At 59.4% G+C, this 19,675-nt stretch carries 19 protein-coding genes; 11 read left to right on the top strand and 8 right to left on the bottom strand.

Annotation, left to right across the window (positions count from 1 at the left end; genetic code table 11):
- Window positions 1–343: aldehyde dehydrogenase family protein (locus tag ASD01_RS12670; RefSeq protein ID WP_156623650.1), on the top strand; the 343-nt coding region annotated here is incomplete at its 5' end.
- Window positions 344–493: 150 nt separating this feature from the next.
- Here the strand turns inward: ASD01_RS12670 and ASD01_RS35570 are convergent.
- The gene (locus ASD01_RS35570) at window positions 494–631 is read right to left on the bottom strand and encodes a hypothetical protein (protein WP_156623649.1); all 138 of its coding nucleotides are present in this window, start codon (window positions 629–631) and stop codon (window positions 494–496) included.
- Between ASD01_RS35570 and ASD01_RS12665 the strand changes: the two genes are divergently transcribed.
- On the top strand, window positions 631–1,380 hold the full coding sequence (locus ASD01_RS12665; RefSeq protein ID WP_060529923.1) for an exonuclease domain-containing protein: 750 nt from the start codon (window positions 631–633) through the stop codon (window positions 1,378–1,380). The two genes, ASD01_RS35570 and ASD01_RS12665, sit on opposite strands and share 1 nt — an antisense overlap.
- Before the next feature lie 65 nt (window positions 1,381–1,445).
- Window positions 1,446–2,063 carry a 2'-5' RNA ligase family protein gene (locus tag ASD01_RS12660; RefSeq protein ID WP_234852799.1) on the top strand — a complete coding sequence of 206 codons (618 nt, stop codon included), beginning with the start codon at window positions 1,446–1,448 and terminating at the stop codon, window positions 2,061–2,063.
- A 160-nt stretch (window positions 2,064–2,223) separates the two neighbouring features.
- Here ASD01_RS12660 and ASD01_RS12655 read toward each other — a convergent pair whose 3' ends face one another.
- The 4 genes from ASD01_RS12655 to ASD01_RS12635 form a co-directional block, all read right to left on the bottom strand.
- On the bottom strand, window positions 2,224–3,447 hold the full coding sequence (locus ASD01_RS12655) for an MFS transporter (RefSeq protein ID WP_060644082.1): 1,224 nt from the start codon (window positions 3,445–3,447) through the stop codon (window positions 2,224–2,226).
- Between the two features lie 37 nt (window positions 3,448–3,484).
- On the bottom strand, window positions 3,485–4,096 hold the full coding sequence (locus ASD01_RS12650; protein WP_060521193.1) for a TetR/AcrR family transcriptional regulator: 612 nt from the start codon (window positions 4,094–4,096) through the stop codon (window positions 3,485–3,487).
- Window positions 4,097–4,559: 463 nt separating this feature from the next.
- Entirely contained in the window at window positions 4,560–5,390 is an 831-nt protein-coding gene (locus ASD01_RS12645; protein WP_060644081.1) for a caspase family protein, read from the bottom strand.
- A 682-nt stretch (window positions 5,391–6,072) separates the two neighbouring features.
- The gene (locus ASD01_RS12635; RefSeq protein ID WP_060644079.1) at window positions 6,073–8,049 is read right to left on the bottom strand and encodes an AI-2E family transporter; all 1,977 of its coding nucleotides are present in this window, start codon (window positions 8,047–8,049) and stop codon (window positions 6,073–6,075) included.
- 796 nt (window positions 8,050–8,845) lie between these two features.
- On the opposite strand from ASD01_RS12635, the gene ASD01_RS12625 reads away from it, so the two are divergent.
- The 8 genes from ASD01_RS12625 to ASD01_RS12595 all read left to right on the top strand — a co-directional run bounded on the left by ASD01_RS12625 (window position 8,846) and on the right by ASD01_RS12595 (window position 15,658).
- Entirely contained in the window at window positions 8,846–9,109 is a 264-nt protein-coding gene (locus tag ASD01_RS12625; protein ID WP_156623648.1) for a hypothetical protein, read from the top strand.
- Window positions 9,110–9,347: 238 nt separating this feature from the next.
- Entirely contained in the window at window positions 9,348–9,659 is a 312-nt protein-coding gene (locus ASD01_RS12620; RefSeq protein WP_051659234.1) for a hypothetical protein, read from the top strand.
- The gene (locus ASD01_RS35565) at window positions 9,652–9,900 is read left to right on the top strand and encodes a hypothetical protein (RefSeq protein ID WP_060521197.1); all 249 of its coding nucleotides are present in this window, start codon (window positions 9,652–9,654) and stop codon (window positions 9,898–9,900) included. Before ASD01_RS12620 ends, ASD01_RS35565 begins: the two co-directional genes overlap by 8 nt.
- A gap of 447 nt (window positions 9,901–10,347) precedes the next feature.
- On the top strand, window positions 10,348–11,691 hold the full coding sequence (locus tag ASD01_RS12615; protein ID WP_060644076.1) for an extracellular solute-binding protein: 1,344 nt from the start codon (window positions 10,348–10,350) through the stop codon (window positions 11,689–11,691).
- A gap of 75 nt (window positions 11,692–11,766) precedes the next feature.
- Window positions 11,767–12,657 carry a carbohydrate ABC transporter permease gene (locus ASD01_RS12610; RefSeq protein WP_060604814.1) on the top strand — a complete coding sequence of 297 codons (891 nt, stop codon included), beginning with the start codon at window positions 11,767–11,769 and terminating at the stop codon, window positions 12,655–12,657.
- A 7-nt stretch (window positions 12,658–12,664) separates the two neighbouring features.
- Complete coding sequence (locus ASD01_RS12605; RefSeq protein WP_034791826.1) at window positions 12,665–13,552, top strand: ABC transporter permease subunit; 888 nt, start codon at window positions 12,665–12,667, stop codon at window positions 13,550–13,552.
- Between the two features lie 42 nt (window positions 13,553–13,594).
- Complete coding sequence (locus tag ASD01_RS12600; RefSeq protein ID WP_060644075.1) at window positions 13,595–14,716, top strand: sn-glycerol-3-phosphate import ATP-binding protein UgpC; 1,122 nt, start codon at window positions 13,595–13,597, stop codon at window positions 14,714–14,716.
- 27 nt (window positions 14,717–14,743) lie between these two features.
- A complete protein-coding gene (locus ASD01_RS12595; RefSeq protein ID WP_060604822.1) occupies window positions 14,744–15,658 on the top strand; it encodes a sugar phosphate isomerase/epimerase family protein in 915 nt (304 codons plus the stop codon).
- Window positions 15,659–16,456: 798 nt separating this feature from the next.
- Here ASD01_RS12595 and ASD01_RS12585 read toward each other — a convergent pair.
- The 3 genes from ASD01_RS12585 to ASD01_RS12575 form a co-directional block, all read right to left on the bottom strand.
- A complete protein-coding gene (locus ASD01_RS12585) occupies window positions 16,457–16,990 on the bottom strand; it encodes an NUDIX hydrolase (protein WP_082584626.1) in 534 nt (177 codons plus the stop codon).
- A 688-nt stretch (window positions 16,991–17,678) separates the two neighbouring features.
- Window positions 17,679–18,962, bottom strand: a complete 1,284-nt coding sequence (locus ASD01_RS12580; protein ID WP_244495236.1) for an alpha/beta hydrolase — start codon at window positions 18,960–18,962, stop codon at window positions 17,679–17,681.
- An 18-nt stretch (window positions 18,963–18,980) separates the two neighbouring features.
- On the bottom strand, window positions 18,981–19,457 hold the full coding sequence (locus ASD01_RS12575) for a carboxymuconolactone decarboxylase family protein (RefSeq protein ID WP_060644073.1): 477 nt from the start codon (window positions 19,455–19,457) through the stop codon (window positions 18,981–18,983).
- Window positions 19,458–19,675 lie beyond the last annotated feature (218 nt).

Here is a 19,675-nt window from a genome sequence, read left to right as displayed (position 1 = left end):
GACGATTCTGGCGGACGTGCCGCTTTCCGCCCGGATCATGAACGACGAGCCGTTCGGTCCGGTCTCGATCATCAATCGCTTCCATGATCTCGACGAGGCGATCAACGAGGCCAATCGCCTGCCCTTCGGTCTTGCGGCCTATGCCTTTACCGGATCGGAGCGCAGCGCCCATAGGCTGGCAAGCGAGGTCGAAAGCGGAATGATTTCGATCAACCATCTGGGCCTGGCGCTCCCCGAAGTCCCCTTCGGCGGCATCAAGGATTCCGGCTACGGCACCGAGGGCGGATCCGAAGCGATCGAGGCCTATCTGGAAACACGCTTCGTCACGCGAAAGAGCGTCTGACGCCGCAGCAGGTGAAACGTGGTCTGAGGAGCGACGTCCTCTTGCGGTCTTCCGTGGATACAGTGGCGAATTTTCCACAACCCTGACGGTTTCAGTCCTTGGACAACGAGGTATGGCTCGTGAGGGATAGAAGTTCGACTTTGCACAACGTCATTCGAAGTGGCAGGCATGACCTTGCGGCACTAGATAATTGAGCACCGCTGCCTTGATGGTGGAGGAGAGAAAGCCGTAGTGGCCGGCTCGCATCGAAAGCATGGTGGCCGCAGTAGGACGAAGGACAGCAGGCATTGTCGACATCCCGCGTTCGCGTCATCGATCTGGAAACGGCCGGCAACGGACCGAACGACGTCTGCGAAATCGGGTGGCAGGACGTGGTCCTTGAAGACAATGGACGGTGGGTCGTCAACGACGAACGCGGCGCATTGATGGTCAATCCGGGGCGGCCGATTTCGCCCGACACGATGGCCATCCATCATATTCTCGACGAGCAAGTCGCCGGCGCGCCCTACTGGAAAAATGTGGCGCCAGAAGTGTTGCATCCGCACGGCGGGATCGACGCATTGGCCGCACATCGTGCAGCCTTCGAACAACGGTATTGCACGCCTCGTCTCACCGGCGGCTTGCCCTGGATCTGTACCTGGAAGTGCGCCCTACGGATTTGGCCCGATCTGCCACGATTTTCCAACCAGATGCTCCGCTACCAGCGTATGCCGGAAGGGCTCGTTCACGAGATAGGTCTTCCGGCCCATCGAGGCATGCCGGATGCCTACGTGACGGCCCATCATCTGCGCGATCTGTTGAACGCTGCATCGCTCGATCAGTTGCTGGCGTGGAGTGCCGAGCCGGGCTTGTTGCCGCGCGTGCCCTCCGGGCCTGATCGTGGGAAGAGCTGGGATCGCCTTAGTACGGAGACGCTCACCGAATTTCTTCGCGATAGAGATAGCGACATCCGCTTCAGCGCCCAGACCGAGTTGCAAAGGCGCGGTGAATTCGAACCTACCGCTGCCGACGAGCCAGTGCAGCAAACCTTGCTATGACTGGAACTGTGCGTCGCGCATGCGCCGAATGAAGGGCGGCACCAGGGTGGCGCTCGGCGAACGCGGTGATCTGCCTTGGTGAAGTACTCTACTCAGCATCGACAGGAATTGCCTTGAAGACACGCAAACCGCTTATCCTCACAGCCCGGATCGCGGAGATCGATCTTGAGATCTTCGATCGCCTTCGAAACGCGCATTTCCCGTCGGAGCGAAACTTCCTCCGCGCTCACCTCACGATGTTTCATCGGCTACCGGGCGAACACCTCGAGCGGATCGTTGGAGAATTGCAGGCCGCGGCCACCAAGCGTGACCAGATCCGCGCGCAGGCAGCCAGTGTTCGCCATCTCGGCGCGGGTGTGGCGTTCACGATCAGAAGTCTTGAGCTTGAAGACCTTTATGCAGAACTAAAGCGCGCTTTCATGCCATGGCTGGGCGGTCAGGACATGCAGAGGTGGCAGCCGCATATCACCGTCCAGAACAGGGTTTCGCGGTCAGCCGCAGACACCTTGCACCGGCAACTGACACACGATTTCAAACCACGATCGTTGACGCTGGAGGGCCTGGATCTCTGGAGATATCTAGGCGGACCTTGGCAGCTCGAACGAGCGGTCTGTTTCGAGATCTCCGCTCTCCGTACAGCGCCATTGGCCGGCTCAGCGGCGATCGTTGACGATCATCGCTGAGCCACATGGGCGGACAGATGCTTTATCCGCGCGCTTATGACCAACAGGGTCGGGGCACAGAGACCTCGAAAGAAGACTGTGGGCCGCACCAGGAAGAGACCGCCTACCCGTCACATCGCGCGGAGGCGTACATCGATGACGGATGCGATGCCGAACTCGCTCAACTCTCCGAGCATCGGTCTGACCGGGTCTCGGTCAGGAAGATGGCGAACGCTGTGGCGGGCAGTGCGAGGCCGATCATGGAGGCGAGCCACCATCCACCAGAGGCAAATGCCCAGGCACCCAGGGCAGAGCCAATGGCGCCGCCGGTGAAGAAGATTGCCATGAACAAGCCGTTGAGCCGGCTGCGCAAGTCCGCGCCGAGTTCGTAAATCGAGCGCTGCCCCGTCACCAACGTCATGGTGACGCCGAAGTCGAGCAGGATTGCAGCAAGCGTTAAAAATGTGAGCGCAAAGGTCGAACCTTCAGAGATTTGCGTCATCAGAAAAGCGGCCGCGACAATGACAAGGCCGAATGCCGTTGCCGGCCGCACCAATCCCTTGTCAGAAAGGCGCCCAGCGATGGGCGAAGCAATTGCGCCCGCAACACCGGCCAGGGCGAAAAGCGCAATGCCATTATGACCCAACCCAAAGCTGGGCCCGGCAAGATAAAGCGGCGTCACGGTCCAGAAGAGGCTAAATGCGGCGAACTGACAGGCCTGATAGGCGGCGCGCCGCTGCAGGACCGGCTGCGTCGCGAGAAGCTGGGCCATCGACTTGAGCAGCTGGCCGTAGCTCAATCGACCCGCCGCAGGCATGCGGGTCGGCAATTGCGTCCATAGAAGGGCTCCAAGCCCGACCATGACGATCGCGGAAACATAAAACACGGTATGCCAGGAGCTGACGCCGGCAATTAATCCGGCAATCGGCCGCGCCATCATGATCCCAACCATCAAACCGCTCATGATATTGCCAACGACGCGACCCCGAACGGCATCCGGTGCAAGGTTGGCAGCGAACGGCACGATCATCTGGACAGCAACCGAGCCAAGCCCGATGGCGAGCGAAGCGGTGAGAAAGGGTCCAGGTGTGGTGGAGAGCCCGGCCGCGATCAAGGCAAGAGTAACCAGGCTGATCATGGTCACAATCAACCGACGATTTTCGAGGAGATCACCCAGTGGCACGAGGAGCAGCAACCCAAGGCCGTAGCCGATCTGGGTCACGGTCACGATCAAGCCTGTTGCCTCAGCCGGTAGGCCGATGTCGAGTGCGATCGGCCCGGCGAGTGGCTGGGTATAATAGAGGTTGGCGGCAATCAGGCCGCAGGCGGCGGCCATCAGAAAAGTCATGCCGGCGGAGAGACCGGCCGGGCGCTGCGACTGGGCGAGGGAAGCTGGAGTTGTCATGGAATGTGCCTTGGGAGAAAGGAGGCGGGCGGGTTGATCAGTCGAGAATGCGCAAGATTGCTTCACCGGAAGGGAGCAGCTGGTTCTCCAGCTCTCCGGTCTTGCCGGCGATACGCACGCCCTGCAGATAGGAAAATAGCGCAAGCGCGGTACTCGCGGGATCGGCGTCATGGCGAATTGAACCATCTAACTGGCCATCGCGAATGAAACCTTCGAGCCGCGTGACGAGCTTGCGATTGTGTCCTGCGACCCTGGCGGCGATCTCGGCATCGGACAGAACCAGTTCCACGGCGGCACCGATGGCCAGGCATCCACGCCTGCCGGTCTCACCACAGGCGGACATTGCGTAGAAACTGACGACGCAGGCAACCTTTTCGCGACCGGTGGAGGCTGAAGACAATGCCTGTTCCAGAAGGTCAGCTCGGACCTGCTTATAGCGGTCGTAGGCAGCGACGAAGACGTCACGCTTGTCCTGAAACGCCTTGTATAGGCTGCCGGCAGTCAGTCCCATTTCGGCTTTCAGTTCTGCGATGGAGGTTCCGTGATAGCCCCTCTCCGAAAATATGCGGATCGCCGCATCCAGAGCTTGGGTCATGTCGAACTCGCGGGGGCGCCCGACGGAGCGATGGGAGTTTCTTTCGGAATTCATCTGACGGCCTATTAGGAAACGATCGTTCCCTAATAGGCCGTCAAGGAGATTTGGTCAAGCCGCTTATCTATCGGCATCTATTGGAAAGACGAGTGGCGCGAGCTTAGATCGAACCCGTTGCAGTTGATGATGTCACATTACGCTTGGTATCGAGCACATTGGCTGACAGGAGCTGCAGCGTTGGTTCAGAGCGCAGACAAGTTGTCCGTGGGCATTCCACCGTAAATAAGCAAGCCGTCGATCTCCAGGCATTCATGTCCACGGCGTCGACGGAAGCACCTGAGGGCGATCGATCGCAAGAGCCCATGCCGGGGAGTTTCAGACTACATCCTGCTCATCGTGACAGTTCCTGAGCAACCGCTGCCCGCCCCGGTCCCCTTGAACCTGCCTTTCCCTTTGTCGTCCTTTATCATGCCGGTGAGGATGTTGCCGCCCTTGCGGCCTTTATGGACGAATGTGAGGGTCATACTAATAGTCCCGTTCCTCGCGACTTTCCCCGAAAGACCGCCGAGTTCGTTGGCGTCTCGGCGATTTTCGCCGGGTTCAGCACAACCGGGCCCGTCAGTGAGGAACTATCCCAGGGAATCTGCTTACCGCCGGTGACCTGCAAAACGGCGCGACGCACAGCAATCAGGTCATCCGTTATGCTCTGCCCGGGTGTGCCGAGGTGTTGAAGCAAGGCCGACGTAAAAGGGGAGTTTCGACCGGCGCCGTCAAGGGCGACGTTTCCCGGCTGCGTGGCGAACGCAATCAGCGATCCCACACCAGTATCGAGCTTGGCCAGGCCTCGACCGACGACCACGGACCGTGTTCCGAGCGACCGGGCCAAAGTCGTAGCGAGCGGATTGTCACGGCAAGCGTCGAGGAAAACCAGATTGACCTTGGCGTTGCGCTCCATGGCAGCAAGCACGAGTTCGATCGGCAGCGCCTCGAAGTCTAGATCATTGTTCGATTTAAGCTGCGCGTCGATCGGGATGATATAATTGCCACCGTTCACCTGCAGCCCGTGACCGGCATAGAAAAAAAGCGCCACGTCTGCGCCTTCGACCTTGCCGACGAACTCTCGGATCACTCCCCGCATTCCTGTCAGATCGAGGTCCCGACCCGTTACCACCACGAAGCCCAGTGCTGTCAATTTCGACGCCATGTCGCCCGCATCATTTTGCGGGTTCGCGAGCTGAGGTGCGTGTCTATAGGCGGAGTTCCCAATGACCAGCGCGACGCGCTTTTCGGCCCAGACGGGGGAGCCCACAAAAAAGAGCAAGAGCAAGACAGCGGCACGAAGGGAATTCATGAAGCAGCTCCACCACTCCGATCCCGAGCCGAGCGTTTGACAGCCACAGCGCGCAACCGTTGCCGTCACTTCATCGGAGCGGCCCAAAAAGGCCGCGACGGGAACATCAAGAATTATCCTGCCGGAGCATGTAGTCAATCGACGTCCGAAAGCAGATGAGATCAACAATCGACGGCTGCTGGTCTAAAAAAGAGCCTCCTGATCGTATGATTACTCCAAACTGCCCGCATAGAAAAATGGATAATCATGAATGCTCGTAAATATCCATCCGTACTAGTTCAGAATGACTAAAGACCGAGTGGCTCCCACTACTGTAGATTTAGAATCTACTTAATGGGAGCGAACATGGTGAGGATCGTTCTCCTGCTTACAGCGCTGGCCGTCCCATTGGTCGCAATCGCTGATGATGAAACTGACCGTGCACAGGCCGGTGGACTAGAATTCCGCGCGCTGAAGAAGTGCGTACGAAAGGCGCCCGTGGGCCAGTTCGATAGAAAATGCGACATTCCAGCAGTCGGGTGGCCAGGGGCTGAAGGACTTTGGCTGCCTAATGTCTCTCAAGGTGCCGGCTGAACAATCTGTTTAGCACGTCCACGTGCTTCGTCGCCTTTCGGGGGAAGCATTTCCAGACAAATAGCACTCGACTTGGATCCGTCCGACGAATTGGCTCACCAGGGCTGCCCTATCCGCCATGGGCCGACCCTCGCACCGCCGCACGACCGGCGCTCCCCGGATGTGCCGACTTGAAGGGTTGCGGTGGTTCCGTCGACAGCGCCTCCCGGATGGCGTCCGTGATCGCAGAAACGACAAAGTCCGCCTGCGTTTCCTCAACGAGGAACTTCCCGGCTTCGTGTTCGTCCACGTCCTGCCATAGGACGATGCCGACCCGCGCTCCAGGAGCCAGTCGCTTCAGGCGACGGACAAGGAATTTGGCGTGGCGCATGGATTCTCGATCGAGAACAGTGAGAACGATGGCATGCCGACCTTCTGTCGGCAGCTCCTTGATTTTTTGCGGCCTGAGAGCTTCATGGCTGAAGTAATTGACGTCCGCCCCTTGTACCCGCAGAACCTGCAGGAGCATCATCGCCGTGACATCATCGAGCGCACTTCGCCCTCCTAGGCAAAGCACGGATCGCCCTTCACCAGGAGGGAGTTCATAATCGTTCTCTTTTTCATCGGTGTCGCGGTCGGGATCTTCGCTTTTGTCTTTGTCTTTGTCTTCGTCTTCCTCTTCAACCGCGATCTCCTCGAGGTTGGCAACCAGTGTACCTGCACTTTCGGCAACCCGTGCTCCTTGCTCTTCCGTCAAGGCACCACGCATACGGTCAGTTTCGGCCAGAAGCAGCGCGGGAATGGCAACCGTGTCGTAAAATTCGACGAGGTACATTTCCTCAAGCATCTCCTCTGCATTATCCGTTGCTTCGTCCGGGTCTCCCGCCAGCAACCGTTGGTAAAGGCGCTCTTTCGGATTGAGGACGGGCTCATTGCCCAACAGAATTTCGAGGAATTCGAACTGCCGGACGTGACGGCCAAGCACAACCAGGCAGACGGTGAGCGGGGTCGACAGTACCAGTCCAACCGGGCCCCAGAGCCAGGCCCAGAAGATGGCAGCAACAATGATCGCAAGGGGAGACAGTCCTGTGCGAGACCCATATAGCAAGGGCTCGACAACGTTGTTGCTTAAAAGTTCAAGAGCAATGAAGAGCCCAAGCGTCAGAACCACCAAGCTCCAGCCCGGAGCTGCTGCGAACGCGAGAAACAGGGGCAACGCAGCAGCAATCACCGGGCCGATATAGGGCACGAAGCGCAGCATGATCGCGAGCATCCCCCACAAAAGTGCGTTTGGAATCCCTAAAAACCAAAGGCCAATCGCGAGCGGCACCCCATAGGTGATGTTGACGACAAGTTGCATGAGCAAATACTGGCCCACACGAGCGCCCGCATCTTGGAGTGCCTCGGTCGTTCGATGAAGATCGCCATACCCGACAAGCCGAATGAATCGGTCGCGCAGATCCTCTCGCTCGAACAGCATGAAGATGACGACAACGATGACGAGGCCAGCGGTTGCCAAGGGACCTAGGAGCGGATTGATGACGCTCATCAGGATTTCGATCGGGCGCTGCGGCGAAAATATCTCTACCAGAAGCGGCTTCGGTTCAGGCGCGGTCGCGGGCGACACAGCCACATCTTTTTCAGGTCGGCTGAGCTCGACGCTGATCCGCTCCATCACCCGACTCAGTCGATCGAGTATCTGGCTGTCCGATCCAGCCTCTTTTAGAGAGCGGACCTTCTCGACAATATTTGACTGGTATCTCGGCACATCCCGCGCGACCTCGCTGATTTGCAGCGCCACCATGACGCCAAATGCGCTGAGGAACAGGAAAGCCATCGTCACGGTTCCGATAACCGCGACCGAGCGAGGGCAGCCGGCGCGGCGCAGCCTTGAGACAACGGGTGCAAGAGCAAAAGTCAAAAGGATGGCAATCGCCAAAGGAAGGAAGACATCCCTGGCAATGTAGAGCACCGCCACCGTTGCAGCAATTGCTGCAAGCGTTGGCAGTTTCGAAGTCTCAGCAGCGGCCCGCGACAAGGTCAGCGGATGCAATTCGACGGCCATATTGACCGGTTCTTTCCCACTCTTGCGCGAAAATCTCAGCATCGAACCTCCCGGGACCTTCCAGGCGTACCCCTTCTGGTCTCCAATTGCGAACCCTCCGGCCCGGTGGTTCTCAAGCTACGGGCAGGCGTCATCCATCCATAGGCACTGCCGATCAGCACCAACCAAACTGATAATATTAGAACGGACGCACAAATAAGCCAGACGGCGAGGTCCCGATGCCAAAGGCCAACCTGGCCTGGAACGTTGCAGGACTTGTCGAAACCGGCTCACCCGAGTGGCAATGGTCGGGGTGATGATGCGCGGGTCACGGCGGAATTGTAGCCCCATTTGAGTAAGCGCCTAAGCATTGATCACCAATTTCAGACGTGTTGGTATCCGCTCTCAATCGAGGGAGCGTTATGTTTGACGATGAGATCGAAATCGAGTGCCCCGAGTGCGGCCACGAAAACGGGACACCGGTCGACCGAGTGAGGGACGACGAGCACGTCCCCTGTGAAAGGTGCGGAAGCGCCATCGCGCTGGGCCGACGGAAGCATTTGCTCATCATCGAGCACGTCACTAAGAACATCGCGAAACTCAGGCGCTCGCTCACCAAGTTCAGGCAAAGCTCTCCCGCTGCCCGCCGGAGGCGCCGAGGAAAGTCGTAGATGGGACTGCGTCCCTTCGCGCTTTGAAGGCTCCCGTGATTTCAAACGCGTCGGATGGCCCAGCCGTCTCGCGCGCACTCTTCAACGATGATGGCGCGGAGCCGGGAACAACAGGAAAGTCGCACGCGTTTTAGCGAAAGCTTGAGGATAGCTTGATGCGCTCTACTGCGGATCCAAGGAGGTCCGTTATGGCAAAGCATCCAAGATACGTATCGCCGAAACAGACGGGCTTGTACCCGGATCGAGATCTGGACTGTCAGATGGCAATGGAAGATGTTTTCCAATCGGTCGCCGAATATGGCGAGGCGGCCGGCTGGAGCGAGCGCGAGGTCGCCGACGCGTTGATTGAACTGGCGCATAACCGGTGGTTCATGCTGGATGCCAAGGAGAAGATGTTCGAGGAAGGGGCCGGCATGATCATTCGCAAGGATAGGACCTCCCCACTCCACTGAGCTACTCGGCCTCCATCTTGGCGACGAGGAGAAAATTAAGCGGGAACGGGACCGATTTCATCGCGGGCGGTTTCCAGGGCGGGGCCGCTGTATTCCATCCTGCCGGCCCACGCAGACAACGCACTCTCATCGCCCTCAGGCGCCTTTCGGGCGATTTCTTTTGGCATCAATAAATTAGCAACCCGACAAGGAACAAGGTCTGCATCGGTGAGTTGAGACTCCGAGAAGGAGTTTGCTTATGATTTTTATACGACCTGAATTCGATTGCCGGGGCGGCGGAGGGGCTGACGTCTCAGGGCTGATCGCCTCGATCAAATACGCTCTGGCTTCCGAAGCGCCCTTCGATACGCAAAATCTCTGCTTCAGAGTGCTCGGAACATCCGTCGTCATCGAGGGTCAGGTCAGCCATAGCAGTGGTGACGATTTTGTCCGCCGTATCGCCGAGGATATTGCCGGGGCTGACCGGGTCCTCGTGCGCGTCGGTTGTCCTCGAAGCAACGGACTTTCGACGATCGGCGAAAGCATACGCAAGGAGAACGGTGATGCCTAACACAGGCGGTAATAGCGAGAGCCTCGCGAATAGGCTGACAGCACACGGACGCGAACCGACCGATTTCCCCGACGATAGCCCGCTCGGCAAGGGCGATTTGCGCGAACCGCGCGAGCCAGTGCCGGAATTTGACGAACCCGATGACGAAGACGATCTCGACGAGATCGAGGAAATAGAGCTCGAAAGCATCTTTGATCCGGACAGATACGACCCCGACGACGACTTTCCTCCTCCGGGATAGCAATGGTCTGGTCCAACTTTTCGGAAGAGAAGATGGAACCTGTTCGAGGCATCTGCGTTTTCGTTTCGTGGAACCCTGAGCCCCCGATCAGGGTGACGCCTTCACCATCCCTCCGGAAGTGAAGCCCCGATAAGCCAATGGCCTCGTCGCCGCCCGACGGGGCCATTCCTTTTCATGGCCCTTAATTCGGGGGTGCATTTTCGCTCCTGGGGACCACAATGGGGCTCGTCGGAGGCGCACGCACTTCCTGAGGTTGCCCAACTTTGCACCATCAAGGGCAAAACGGGGAGATTGGTTAGCCTGCCTGTCTCGCGCCTGCGTTACGAAACTTTCATTTTATCATCATGCAGATTGTCACGGACTGTCACACGCAACTGTTAGCAAGCGCCCCGGCTTCATCGTGCCACCGATCCTGGTGTCCGCCATCCTGCAAGGAGCGTTTTGCAAATGAGAGTCTCCGTCACTACCTCCGTATTCCTCGGCCTGATGGCTAGCGTCGCGTTTGGCGCGCCAGCCGCAGCCGCCGAAAAGACGAAATTCGAGTTCTGGTACGGCCTTTCGGGCGATCTTGGCGAACGCGTCCAGGATGCCTGCAAGAAGTTCAACGAGAGCCAGTCAGAATTCGAGATCGTCTGCACCTCGCAAAACGGTTACGACACCACCCTGCAAAACACGATTGCCGCCTACCGCGCCAAGAAGCAGCCGGCGATCACCCAGATCTATGATGCCGGCACGCTCGACATGATGCTGTCCGGCGCCTTCGTGCCTGCAAAGAAGCTGATGGCCGACAATGGCTACACCATCGACTGGAACAACTATTTCGGCGGCATCGCCAACTACTACGCAACGGCGAAGGGCGAGCTGAACTCCTTCCCGTTCAACTCCTCGACCGCGATGTTCTACTACAACGTCGACGCCTTCCAGAAGGCCGGCATCGACTTCAAGCCGGACACCTGGGAGCAGGTCGAGGAAGCAGCCCGCAAGCTGAAGACGGCCGGCTTCGAATGCCCGCTCGCATTCAACTTCGACACTTGGCCGCTGATGGAGCAGTTCTCGGCGATCCACAACCAGCCGATCGCAACCAAGGCGAACGGCTATAACGGACTGGACGCCGAGCTTGTCGTCAACAAGACCAAGTTCGTCGACCACGTGAAGTTCTTCAAGAAGATGGCTGACGAGAAGCTCTTCGTGGTCAAAACCAAGCAGCTCGGCATGGACATCGTCCCAGCCTTCACGTCCCAGACCTGCCAGATGATCCAGACCTCGGTCGCCGACCACGGCACGATCGGCAAGACCCTTCCTGAGAATGTGAAATGGGAAGTCGCCATGTTGCCGGTCTGGAAGGGCACCGAGCGTCAGAACTCGCTGGTCGGCGGCGCATCGCTCTGGGTGCTCGCCGGTCGTCCGGAAGCCGAATACAAGGGTGCAGCCGCCTTCCTCAACTATCTTGCAACTCCGGAAATGGCCGAGTGGTGGTCGACGGTGACGGGCTACATCCCGGTGACCAAGACCGGCTTCGACGCCATGAAGGCCAATGGCTTCTACGACAAGGCTCCCTATAAGGGCCGCGAACTCGCCATCCAGAGCCTGTCCTTCACCCCGACCTCGGAAAACACCCGCGGTATTCGGCTAGGCGGCTTCACGCAGATCCGCAAGGAGTTCGAAACCGCCCTTGAAGCAATCTTCATGCAGAACGCAGACGTACAGGGCGAACTCGACAAGACGGTGGAACGCGGCAACGCAGTTCTGCGCCGCTTCGAAAAGACCTACGCCGGACAGACGCTGAACTAAAATCTGATCCGCCCGGAGCCTGCCACAATATCGGTGGGCTCCGATCGCTCTTCTTGCGCATTGGAATTTCGACATATGGACAAGCGCGCGGCCTTTCGCAGCTGGTGGCTGCCCAGCCTATTCGCCCTGCCGCAGATCATTTTGATCCTGCTCTTTTTTTATTGGCCCGCTGTCGCCGTTTTGCGATGGGCCTTCACGTTGGAGCCCCCATTCGGCGGTGCTGCCGAGTTCGTCGGCCTTGCCAACTTCCAGGAAGTCTTTGCCGATCCGCTCTATTGGAACTCCGTTGGCGTCAGCCTGGCATTTGCGCTTTGTGGAACGCTTGCCACCATTTTCATCGGTCTTGTTCTTGCCCTTGCTGTCGACCGGCAATTGCCGGGCTCCGCGCCGTTCCGGTTCCTCTACATTCTGCCCTATGCGATTGCGGGACCGGCGGCCGGTATGGCCTTCCGTTTCATCCTGTCGCCAGAGCGCGGGCTGATGGCCTCGGTCAACGCGACCTTTCCGGACTTCTGGAACCCGGCCAAATACGGCAGCCACGCGCTCATCCTCGTCATCGTCGTCTTTGCCTGGAAGTGGGCGGGCTACACCTTCATCTTCCTGCTCGCCGGCCTGCAGTCGGTCCCGCGCTCCCTGATCGAGGCAGCCGCGATGGACGGCTGCGGCCCTATCCGCCGCGCGGTCGATATCCAGATCCCGTTGCTGGCGCCAACGCTCTTCTTCCTGCTGGTGATCATGATGACCGAGGGTTTCGTCGGCGCCGATACCTATGGCATCGTCGCACGCACGACCGATGGGGGCCCGAACCACGGCACCGACGTGATGGTCTACCGCATCGTCGAGGAGGCGTTCCGAGGCCTGAACTACTCGGGTGCCTCGGCCCAGAGCCTCGTGCTCATCGGCCTCATCATGATTTTCACCTTCATCCAGTTTCGCTTCATCGAGCGCCAGGTCCATTACAAGTGAGGCTTCCATGATCCAGCGGACACCCTTTGCCAACGCGCTGACCTATGGTGTGATGATCTTCGGCTTCCTGCTTTTGATCGGCCCCTTCATCGTCATTTTGTCGGGCGCCAGCCAGACCTTCCAGCAGGTCAACGCCATACCCTTCAGTTTCGTGCCGCAGGATCGCCTCTTCGAGAATATGGGTGCTGCCTGGTCGCGCGCCAGCCTCGGCACGGCGATGCTGAACAGCTTCGTCATGGCGAGCCTGGTCACGGTCGGCAAGGTAGCGCTGTCGGCGCTGACGGCCTTTGCCATCGTGTTCTTCCGAACACCTCTGAAAGGCTTTTTCTTCTGGATGGTGTTCATCACCCTGATGTTGCCGCTCGAAGTGCGCGTGGTGCCAACCTATGCCGTCGCCGCCGACCTGTTCCAGCCGATCCGCTTGCTGATTTCCGCCGTCACCGGCTTCGAGGTCTCCGTCGACTGGAACCTTCTCAATTCCTATGCCGGCCTCACATTGCCGCTGATCGCCACGGCGACTGGGACCTTCCTCTACCGCCAGTTCTATCTGACCCTGCCGGACGAACTGGCGGAGGCTGCGCGCATGGACGGGTCAGGCGCAATCCGCTTCTTCATCGATATGCTGCTGCCGCTGTCGCGTACCAACATGCTCGCACTGACCACGATCATGTTCGTCTACGGTTGGAACCAGTATCTCTGGCCCCTCCTGATGGTGACGGACCCGCAATACAAGACCACGATGATGTCGCTGGTTGCACTCCTGCCAGCTGACAACGGCACGCCGGACTGGAACGTGACGCTTGCCGGATCGCTGATCATCATGCTGCCACCGCTCATCGTCGTCGCCGTGCTGCAGCGGTGGTTCGTGCGCGGCCTCGTGGCCACGGAAAAATGACCCCGCTTTCCCCAAACAGAAGAAACAGAGAGGTCCGCGCTCATGGCTGACATCGCAATCCGCGCCGTGCGTAAATCCTACGGCAAGAACCCCACCCTGCATGGCATCGACCTCGCCTTTGCGTCGGGAGAATTCGTCGTGATCCTCGGCCCGTCCGGCTGCGGGAAATCGACGCTTCTGCGGATGATCGCCGGGCTGGAGGAGATCACCTCAGGCGAGATCGCGATCAACGGGAAAGTCGTGAACCGGCTCGAACCGCGCGAACGCGGCTGCGCCATGGTGTTCCAGAACTACGCTCTCTATCCGCACATGACCGTTGCGGGAAACATTGGCTACGCCTTGAAGGTGGCGGGCGTCGCAAAGGCGGAGCGCCTGCGCCGGGTTGAGGAGACCGCAAAGATCGTGGGGCTTTCCGATTATCTCGATCGCAAACCGGCGGCGCTTTCCGGCGGTCAGCGGCAGCGCGTCGCGATGGCACGCGCGATCATTCGCGAGCCGAACGTGTTCCTGTTCGACGAACCGCTTTCGAACCTGGACGCCAAGCTCCGCGTCACCATGCGGGCCGAGATCCGCAAACTGCATCAGCGCCTCCAGGCAACGTCCATCTTCGTCACGCATGACCAGGTCGAAGCAATGACGCTGGCCGACAAGCTGGTCGTGATGAACGGGGGTGTGGTCGAACAGGTGGACCAGCCGCTCGACATCTATCACCGTCCGGCAAGCATCTTCGTCGCATCCTTCATCGGCTCTCCGGCAATGAACCTTTTCGATGCCGTGGTCGAGGTCGACAACGCCTGCCTCACATTCGGCGGTACGAAGATGCCGATCGAAAGAGGTCTTGCCACCCGACTGGGCGCAAGGCAGATCACGGTCGGCATCCGCCCCGAACAATGTGTCGTTGCGCCTGAAGGCGTCTCGATCAAGGTGGATTTCATCGAGGAGCTCGGCTCCGGCCGCGTCATCCACTCGGAACTGAACGGCTATCCCTTCGCGGCCACAGTCGACGAGCACACGCGCGTGCGGCCGGGCGAGAGGATCACACTGGAACTGCCGCTCGCGCACCTGCATCTCTTCGACAAGGAGACCGGCCGAAGGATCGAGGTCGATCTGGAGCCGCGTGCCATCCGCAATTCCGCTAGCCAACCGACACTCCAAGCAGTCTGATCACTTTCATAAATCAGGAGAACCGTGATGAACGATATCATTTCCGCCGTAGGATTCTGCAACCGGACGGGCAAGGGTGACCTTTCGACCCTTGATGCTTCCCTGCGTGAGATTGCAGAGACGGGCGCTGACGCCTGCGAGATCGGGATCTATGGCGAAGAGATCGTCAGCGGCGGCCGCATCATCGAAGACCGCGTCCAGCGCGTCGCCGAGATCACGAAGGGGTACACTTTCAACAAGCTATCGCTGCACGGCCAGATCGTCTCCAACTTCATGGATCGCCAGCACCATCATCTGCAGAAGAAGGTCGTAAGAGCGATGCTCGAGTTGTGCGACCGGCTTGGCGCGGGGATCCTCGTCCACCACTCCGGTGCAGCACAGCTTGCCGCCGGCGAGAACGCCGCTGACCTCGACAAGATGGAACGTGACGCGCTCGCAGAAATGGCCGAGATTGCCAAAGGCTACGGCGTTCGCATCGCACTTGAGAACATCTTCACGACGGAAAGCGGCCAGTACCGCCAATCCCCGAGCCAGGTTGCCGAAACGGTGCGGGCGATCGGTTCCGACAACGTGGTCGCACTCATCGACTTCTCGCATGCCTATATCGAGGCCACGCATCGCGGGCTCGATTTCCGTGATGAACTCAGGGCCATGGCCCCGGTGACCGGTCACCTTCATGTTCACGACAGTTTCGGCCTGCCCTATACCATGAACCGCTTCTATCATCCGGCGGAAGCAACCGCGCTCGGCATCGGGGACCTGCATCTGCCGATCGGCTGGGGCGACATTGCTTGGGATGACATCTTCTCAGAGCTGACCTTCCTTCCCGATACGACGCTGATCATGGAAATCAGCGCCGAGCGCTTTGCCGATCAGCAGCTGGCGTGCCTGGAGCAAGCCAGGCGACTGGCGGCGGGCGTGGGGCTTCGGCGCGCTGCTTAACGTGCCACCGACGGCCCTGGCGAACAGCTGAATGGTGCTTCCGGCTTGTCGCAAGCAAGGACACCGGCAGGATCAAGTGTTACCGAGGCGCGCCAATCGACGAGAAGTGCGCCTCAACGTGGCAAACCTGCGCGCAAGCGCATCTGGTCTGCACCTCTCAGCTGCCGGGCGTCGCCAGAGACCGGCCATATCGATGACGTCGTCTCCTGGCGATGACGTGAGCGGGGACCGAAGCTTTTTCCTTCGGCTTTGTTTGCACAGCAGTGTTTTCGCGGTCGACCACCGCTAGCACTTTCATGCAACGAACAGAACCGGCGATCAGTGTCCCAATCGCCGGTTCGACCGTCTCACCGGTCGCGCGGTGGACAACAGGGGATACTAGCGGGTCTTCCTGTCATCGAGATCCACACCTTCAAGCCTCGCCATCAGTGTAGCGCGATCCTCGACTGACCTGAGGCGGACGGTCAAAGCGGTACTCTTGACCGGGACCTGCGGAGGCAGGGACAAGGCGATACCTGGGATGTTCTCGGCGGCCCACTGCTTGAATCGGGGCAGCTTGTTTGCGCCGCTGATCGGCAAAGTATGACTGTATCTGAAGCTCATTGCTTATTCTCTCTGTATGCGGATTTGGCCGGACAGGTCGGCATTTGAGGGATCAACCCCGGGAGGCTCCTGGCGCCGCTCTTGCCGTCGCAGGTAGTGGCGCCAGGCATTCATCGTGCGCGACTGACCCTATGGCTGCAGACGGACTTAACTGGCCGCCGATACTTTTCGAGGTGCGGGAACGTCGACACTTGTCTAGCGCCTCAACATGAGGATCTCGTCGAGCGCCGATTTTTTCCCGGTTGCGCCGGTCGGTGGCTCCAAACATTCAGACGCGGCATCCAGGGTGCGCACGAACTCCGAAAGTTCGCGGTCATCAAGCTTGTCCGCCGCCGCGGCGAGCGAAAACCAACGCCGCTGCCTTTGTGCTTTTTCCCGCCAATCAACCAGTGTCCCGCGCACGTTCAGCCCAAACACGGCCACGCGGCAGGCAACGTTTGCACCGTTATCCAGGCGTTTCATGTAGCGATAGGTCGTCACCGGCGCCTTAGAGAGGACGCCAATGACACCGCCCTCCTCCAACGCTTCCCGCGACGCGGTCTGGCGGGGCGCAAAACCCTTCATTGGCCATCCCTTGGGCACGATCCACCGCCCGCGGCTCCGCGACGTAACGAGCAAAATCCTTGCCTCACCATTCTTGGCGATGCGCCAGGGAAGAGCTCCGACCTGCTGCATCTCTTCCGGGGCAGCGTCCTCAGCGGCGCAACAGTTCTTATTGGTGTCCTTCATTTTCCGCTCCCCCTGCCAAACGCGCAGAGAACTGGCGGATGCGCGCTCCGTTCGCGCACGACGCACGAGTTGCGGCAGGTGGCAGCGCAGTGCGTCTTGCACCACGGGCAACGGCGAGCAGAACGGGGAAGGTGCCGGTTGCAAGCGATGCAAACGGGGCGGGCTGGAGACGCGGGCATAGATACACTCCGTCAATAATGAACCGCACTGTTGGTCAGTGGATTCCCGGAGCGGCGGGGGCTATGGCGGCGTTACAGGATCAGGGTAGCCGGCTCCGGGTAAGGGAGCGTGCTTGCTCGATGAGCCGCGATATCCTGATGAAAGTTTCCGTGTGCATACCCCTCACATCGCCCTTTCGTGCGAGCACATCAATGGGCAATTTTGTCGCGCCATGCCCAACACAAGAGCGCCATAGAAATCGCGCGTTCAGGTAAGCGGCGCTAAAGGCTCAGTTTCGGATAACTGGTTTTCAGAACACGGCTCAATCTTTTGACGAAGACGGACATGAGCCCCTTGCCCCAAGATCGCTCGGGCGCCGCTCACCCGGCCGGAATCCGCACCACAGGCTAATCTTCGGCGACGGCTGAATGAATGCATCAGCGGTAGCACAAGGTACCCAGTGCCTTCGGGGTTGGCAAAGGAGCGATGCAACGCAGCTTGACGGAAACCCGCCAAACTCCTGAGACAATTATGGCGTTGCCTGTGAGGCGTCCGACGTTCGCCAGAAGGGGCGCTTGATTTCGACCAGCTGGCGTCGTGGATCGCCGGCTTTGGCTCTGTCGCGAATGAGCGCAACCAAGTCTGTCTTGATGGTGGCGTCGGACAAGAAGTAGCTGTGCCCGATGAAGCCGCCGCCACCCGAAAATTCGACGAAATCGACCAGCCCGCCCATATGCGACCCTTCCCATTTGGACGCCGCCTCATTCCTGCCCCTGGGAAGATTGCCGACGGCAAGCTGTCCAAGCCGCAAGACGCTGCCAGAGATTATCGTTGACGCTTTCAACGCCTCGTCCCTGGGAGACGAATAGACCGTAAGGTGCAGGAAGCCTTGAGAGGGCAAGGTGCTTGGCCTAGATTTGCTCCCGAAGGCAAGGTCCGGGTCCGAGACCCAGGCGAACAATTTGGACGACGCTACATCGAGATCGATATCGGGAGCGAAAAACACAGCGTTCGCGATCTTGTAACGCTGCCAAAGCGAGGATCGACTGACATAGGCTTCGATGGCAAGCTGCTGCATGACGCTTGCGAGCACATCGGTTCCACGGCTATGCGCCAGCAGGTGCAGCCTCTCTACACCCTTCGTTTCGGCAATGGCGCGAACGGCCTTCTTGAAGTCCGCAACCGCAAACTCGCTCGACTCGCGGTCAATGTTGTAGCCAAAGAACGAGCCGCCAGTGCCTCCGGCGGGCCAAGTCAGGATAATGCAGACAAACTGGTTTTGCAGCGATCGGCAAATCTCGTCTGTGGCGAGTGCGGCATCGTCGAAGCTGTTGTTGTACCCGTGAACGAAGACGACGACTTCCTTGCGTCCGGCTGTCGCGAGACGCCGGGCAATTTCAGCCTGCAGCGATGCGACAGCCTGTTCATGTGCCGCAACGGCCTCAGGCGTGCGGCGTAGCCCGCTCGCAGTCGTTACGACGCCGTAAGGCGTTGCCGGAAACCGGCCAGTCTCGGAAACGGCGTCGACACGAAATTCGCTCTTGCCGGCGGAAGAGTTGCGTTTTGGGAGGATCGATACCGAACCGAAGCTCAAGAATATGGCACGCTTGGCACCGTACGACAGCCTGTTGCCGGACGCGACTGTCGGCTCCCGGTTCGTGATGTAGAGGAGATCGGGAGCCCCTAAAGCTTGTGGCGTTCGAGCAGCCTGCGAGCTTTGCGGCGCCGGCGACGTGGTGATGGTCTGCGGTGAGAGCTCGGCACGCTGCGTGGAACAGCCGACAAGGCAGACAAGCATGAGGAGCCCTGCCATTGCCCGACAAAAATCCATCTAGAGACCGGCCTTGTCCAACCCGTAGACCTTGTCGGCGGAACCAGGAACGGTGCGGGCAGCGACACTGATGCGGTTCCAGGCATTGATCGCCATGATCCGGAACGTGAGATCGGAAATCTCCTGCTCGGATAGTTCACCCCGCACGCTGTCGTAGATTGCATCGGGAACACCGCCGTCTGCGAGCTTCGTCAACGCTTCCGTCCAGGCAAGTGCGGCCCGCTCACGTGGCGAGAACAACGTGGACTCACGCCAGGCTGAGATATGGAATAGGCGCAACGGCCGCTCGCCGTGGATAATCGCTTCCTTGGCGTGCATATCGATGCAGAACGCGCACCCGTTCATCTGGGACGCCCGCATGTCGACGAGGATCAGTATGCTCTCTTCAATCGCGCCATTCTTGATCTCGTTGCCGAGCGCCATCATGGCTTTGACCATGCCGGGGGAAAGCTTGGAGTAGTTGAACCGCTGGGTCATCGATGTTCCATCCTCCGCCTGGCACTCTTGACCGAGATGGTCGCCTGTTATCGTGCCGGAAACGCATCGAGTGCGGCAGCTATACATCCGTTTATGCGCCGCTCGACCACGGGCCGCCGGCCAACGGTGGGTCAGATTGAAAACGAAGGCCTTCGGGATATAATGCGGCCATTCTTTCACCAAGGCTGCCGGTCCACCGCCGAGCTTCGGCGTCAGTC

It is taken from the genome of Ensifer sp. Root423 (genome assembly GCF_001426275.1).
Classification (GTDB): Bacteria; Pseudomonadota; Alphaproteobacteria; order Rhizobiales; family Rhizobiaceae; genus Ensifer; species Ensifer adhaerens.
Note: the sequence above shows the minus strand (reverse complement) of the source record. Positions and strands in the feature narration are given on the sequence as shown.

What these genes read in the sequence shown, in the direction of transcription:
- ASD01_RS35570 (WP_156623649.1), bottom strand. Translation starts at nt 631, where the DNA reads ATGCCTGCTGTCCTTCGTCCTACTGCGGCCACCATGCTTTCGATGCGA.
- ASD01_RS12655 (WP_060644082.1), bottom strand. Translation starts at nt 3,447, where the DNA reads ATGACAACTCCAGCTTCCCTCGCCCAGTCGCAGCGCCCGGCCGGTCTC.
- ASD01_RS12650 (WP_060521193.1), bottom strand. Translation starts at nt 4,096, where the DNA reads ATGAATTCCGAAAGAAACTCCCATCGCTCCGTCGGGCGCCCCCGCGAG.
- ASD01_RS12645 (WP_060644081.1), bottom strand. Translation starts at nt 5,390, where the DNA reads ATGAATTCCCTTCGTGCCGCTGTCTTGCTCTTGCTCTTTTTTGTGGGC.
- ASD01_RS12635 (WP_060644079.1), bottom strand. Translation starts at nt 8,049, where the DNA reads ATGCTGAGATTTTCGCGCAAGAGTGGGAAAGAACCGGTCAATATGGCC.
- ASD01_RS12625 (WP_156623648.1), top strand. Translation starts at nt 8,846, where the DNA reads ATGGCAAAGCATCCAAGATACGTATCGCCGAAACAGACGGGCTTGTAC.
- ASD01_RS12620 (WP_051659234.1), top strand. Translation starts at nt 9,348, where the DNA reads ATGATTTTTATACGACCTGAATTCGATTGCCGGGGCGGCGGAGGGGCT.
- ASD01_RS35565 (WP_060521197.1), top strand. Translation starts at nt 9,652, where the DNA reads ATGCCTAACACAGGCGGTAATAGCGAGAGCCTCGCGAATAGGCTGACA.
- ASD01_RS12615 (WP_060644076.1), top strand. Translation starts at nt 10,348, where the DNA reads ATGAGAGTCTCCGTCACTACCTCCGTATTCCTCGGCCTGATGGCTAGC.
- ASD01_RS12610 (WP_060604814.1), top strand. Translation starts at nt 11,767, where the DNA reads ATGGACAAGCGCGCGGCCTTTCGCAGCTGGTGGCTGCCCAGCCTATTC.
- ASD01_RS12605 (WP_034791826.1), top strand. Translation starts at nt 12,665, where the DNA reads ATGATCCAGCGGACACCCTTTGCCAACGCGCTGACCTATGGTGTGATG.
- ASD01_RS12600 (WP_060644075.1), top strand. Translation starts at nt 13,595, where the DNA reads ATGGCTGACATCGCAATCCGCGCCGTGCGTAAATCCTACGGCAAGAAC.
- ASD01_RS12595 (WP_060604822.1), top strand. Translation starts at nt 14,744, where the DNA reads ATGAACGATATCATTTCCGCCGTAGGATTCTGCAACCGGACGGGCAAG.
- ASD01_RS12585 (WP_082584626.1), bottom strand. Translation starts at nt 16,990, where the DNA reads ATGAAGGACACCAATAAGAACTGTTGCGCCGCTGAGGACGCTGCCCCG.
- ASD01_RS12580 (WP_244495236.1), bottom strand. Translation starts at nt 18,962, where the DNA reads ATGGCAGGGCTCCTCATGCTTGTCTGCCTTGTCGGCTGTTCCACGCAG.
- ASD01_RS12575 (WP_060644073.1), bottom strand. Translation starts at nt 19,457, where the DNA reads ATGACCCAGCGGTTCAACTACTCCAAGCTTTCCCCCGGCATGGTCAAA.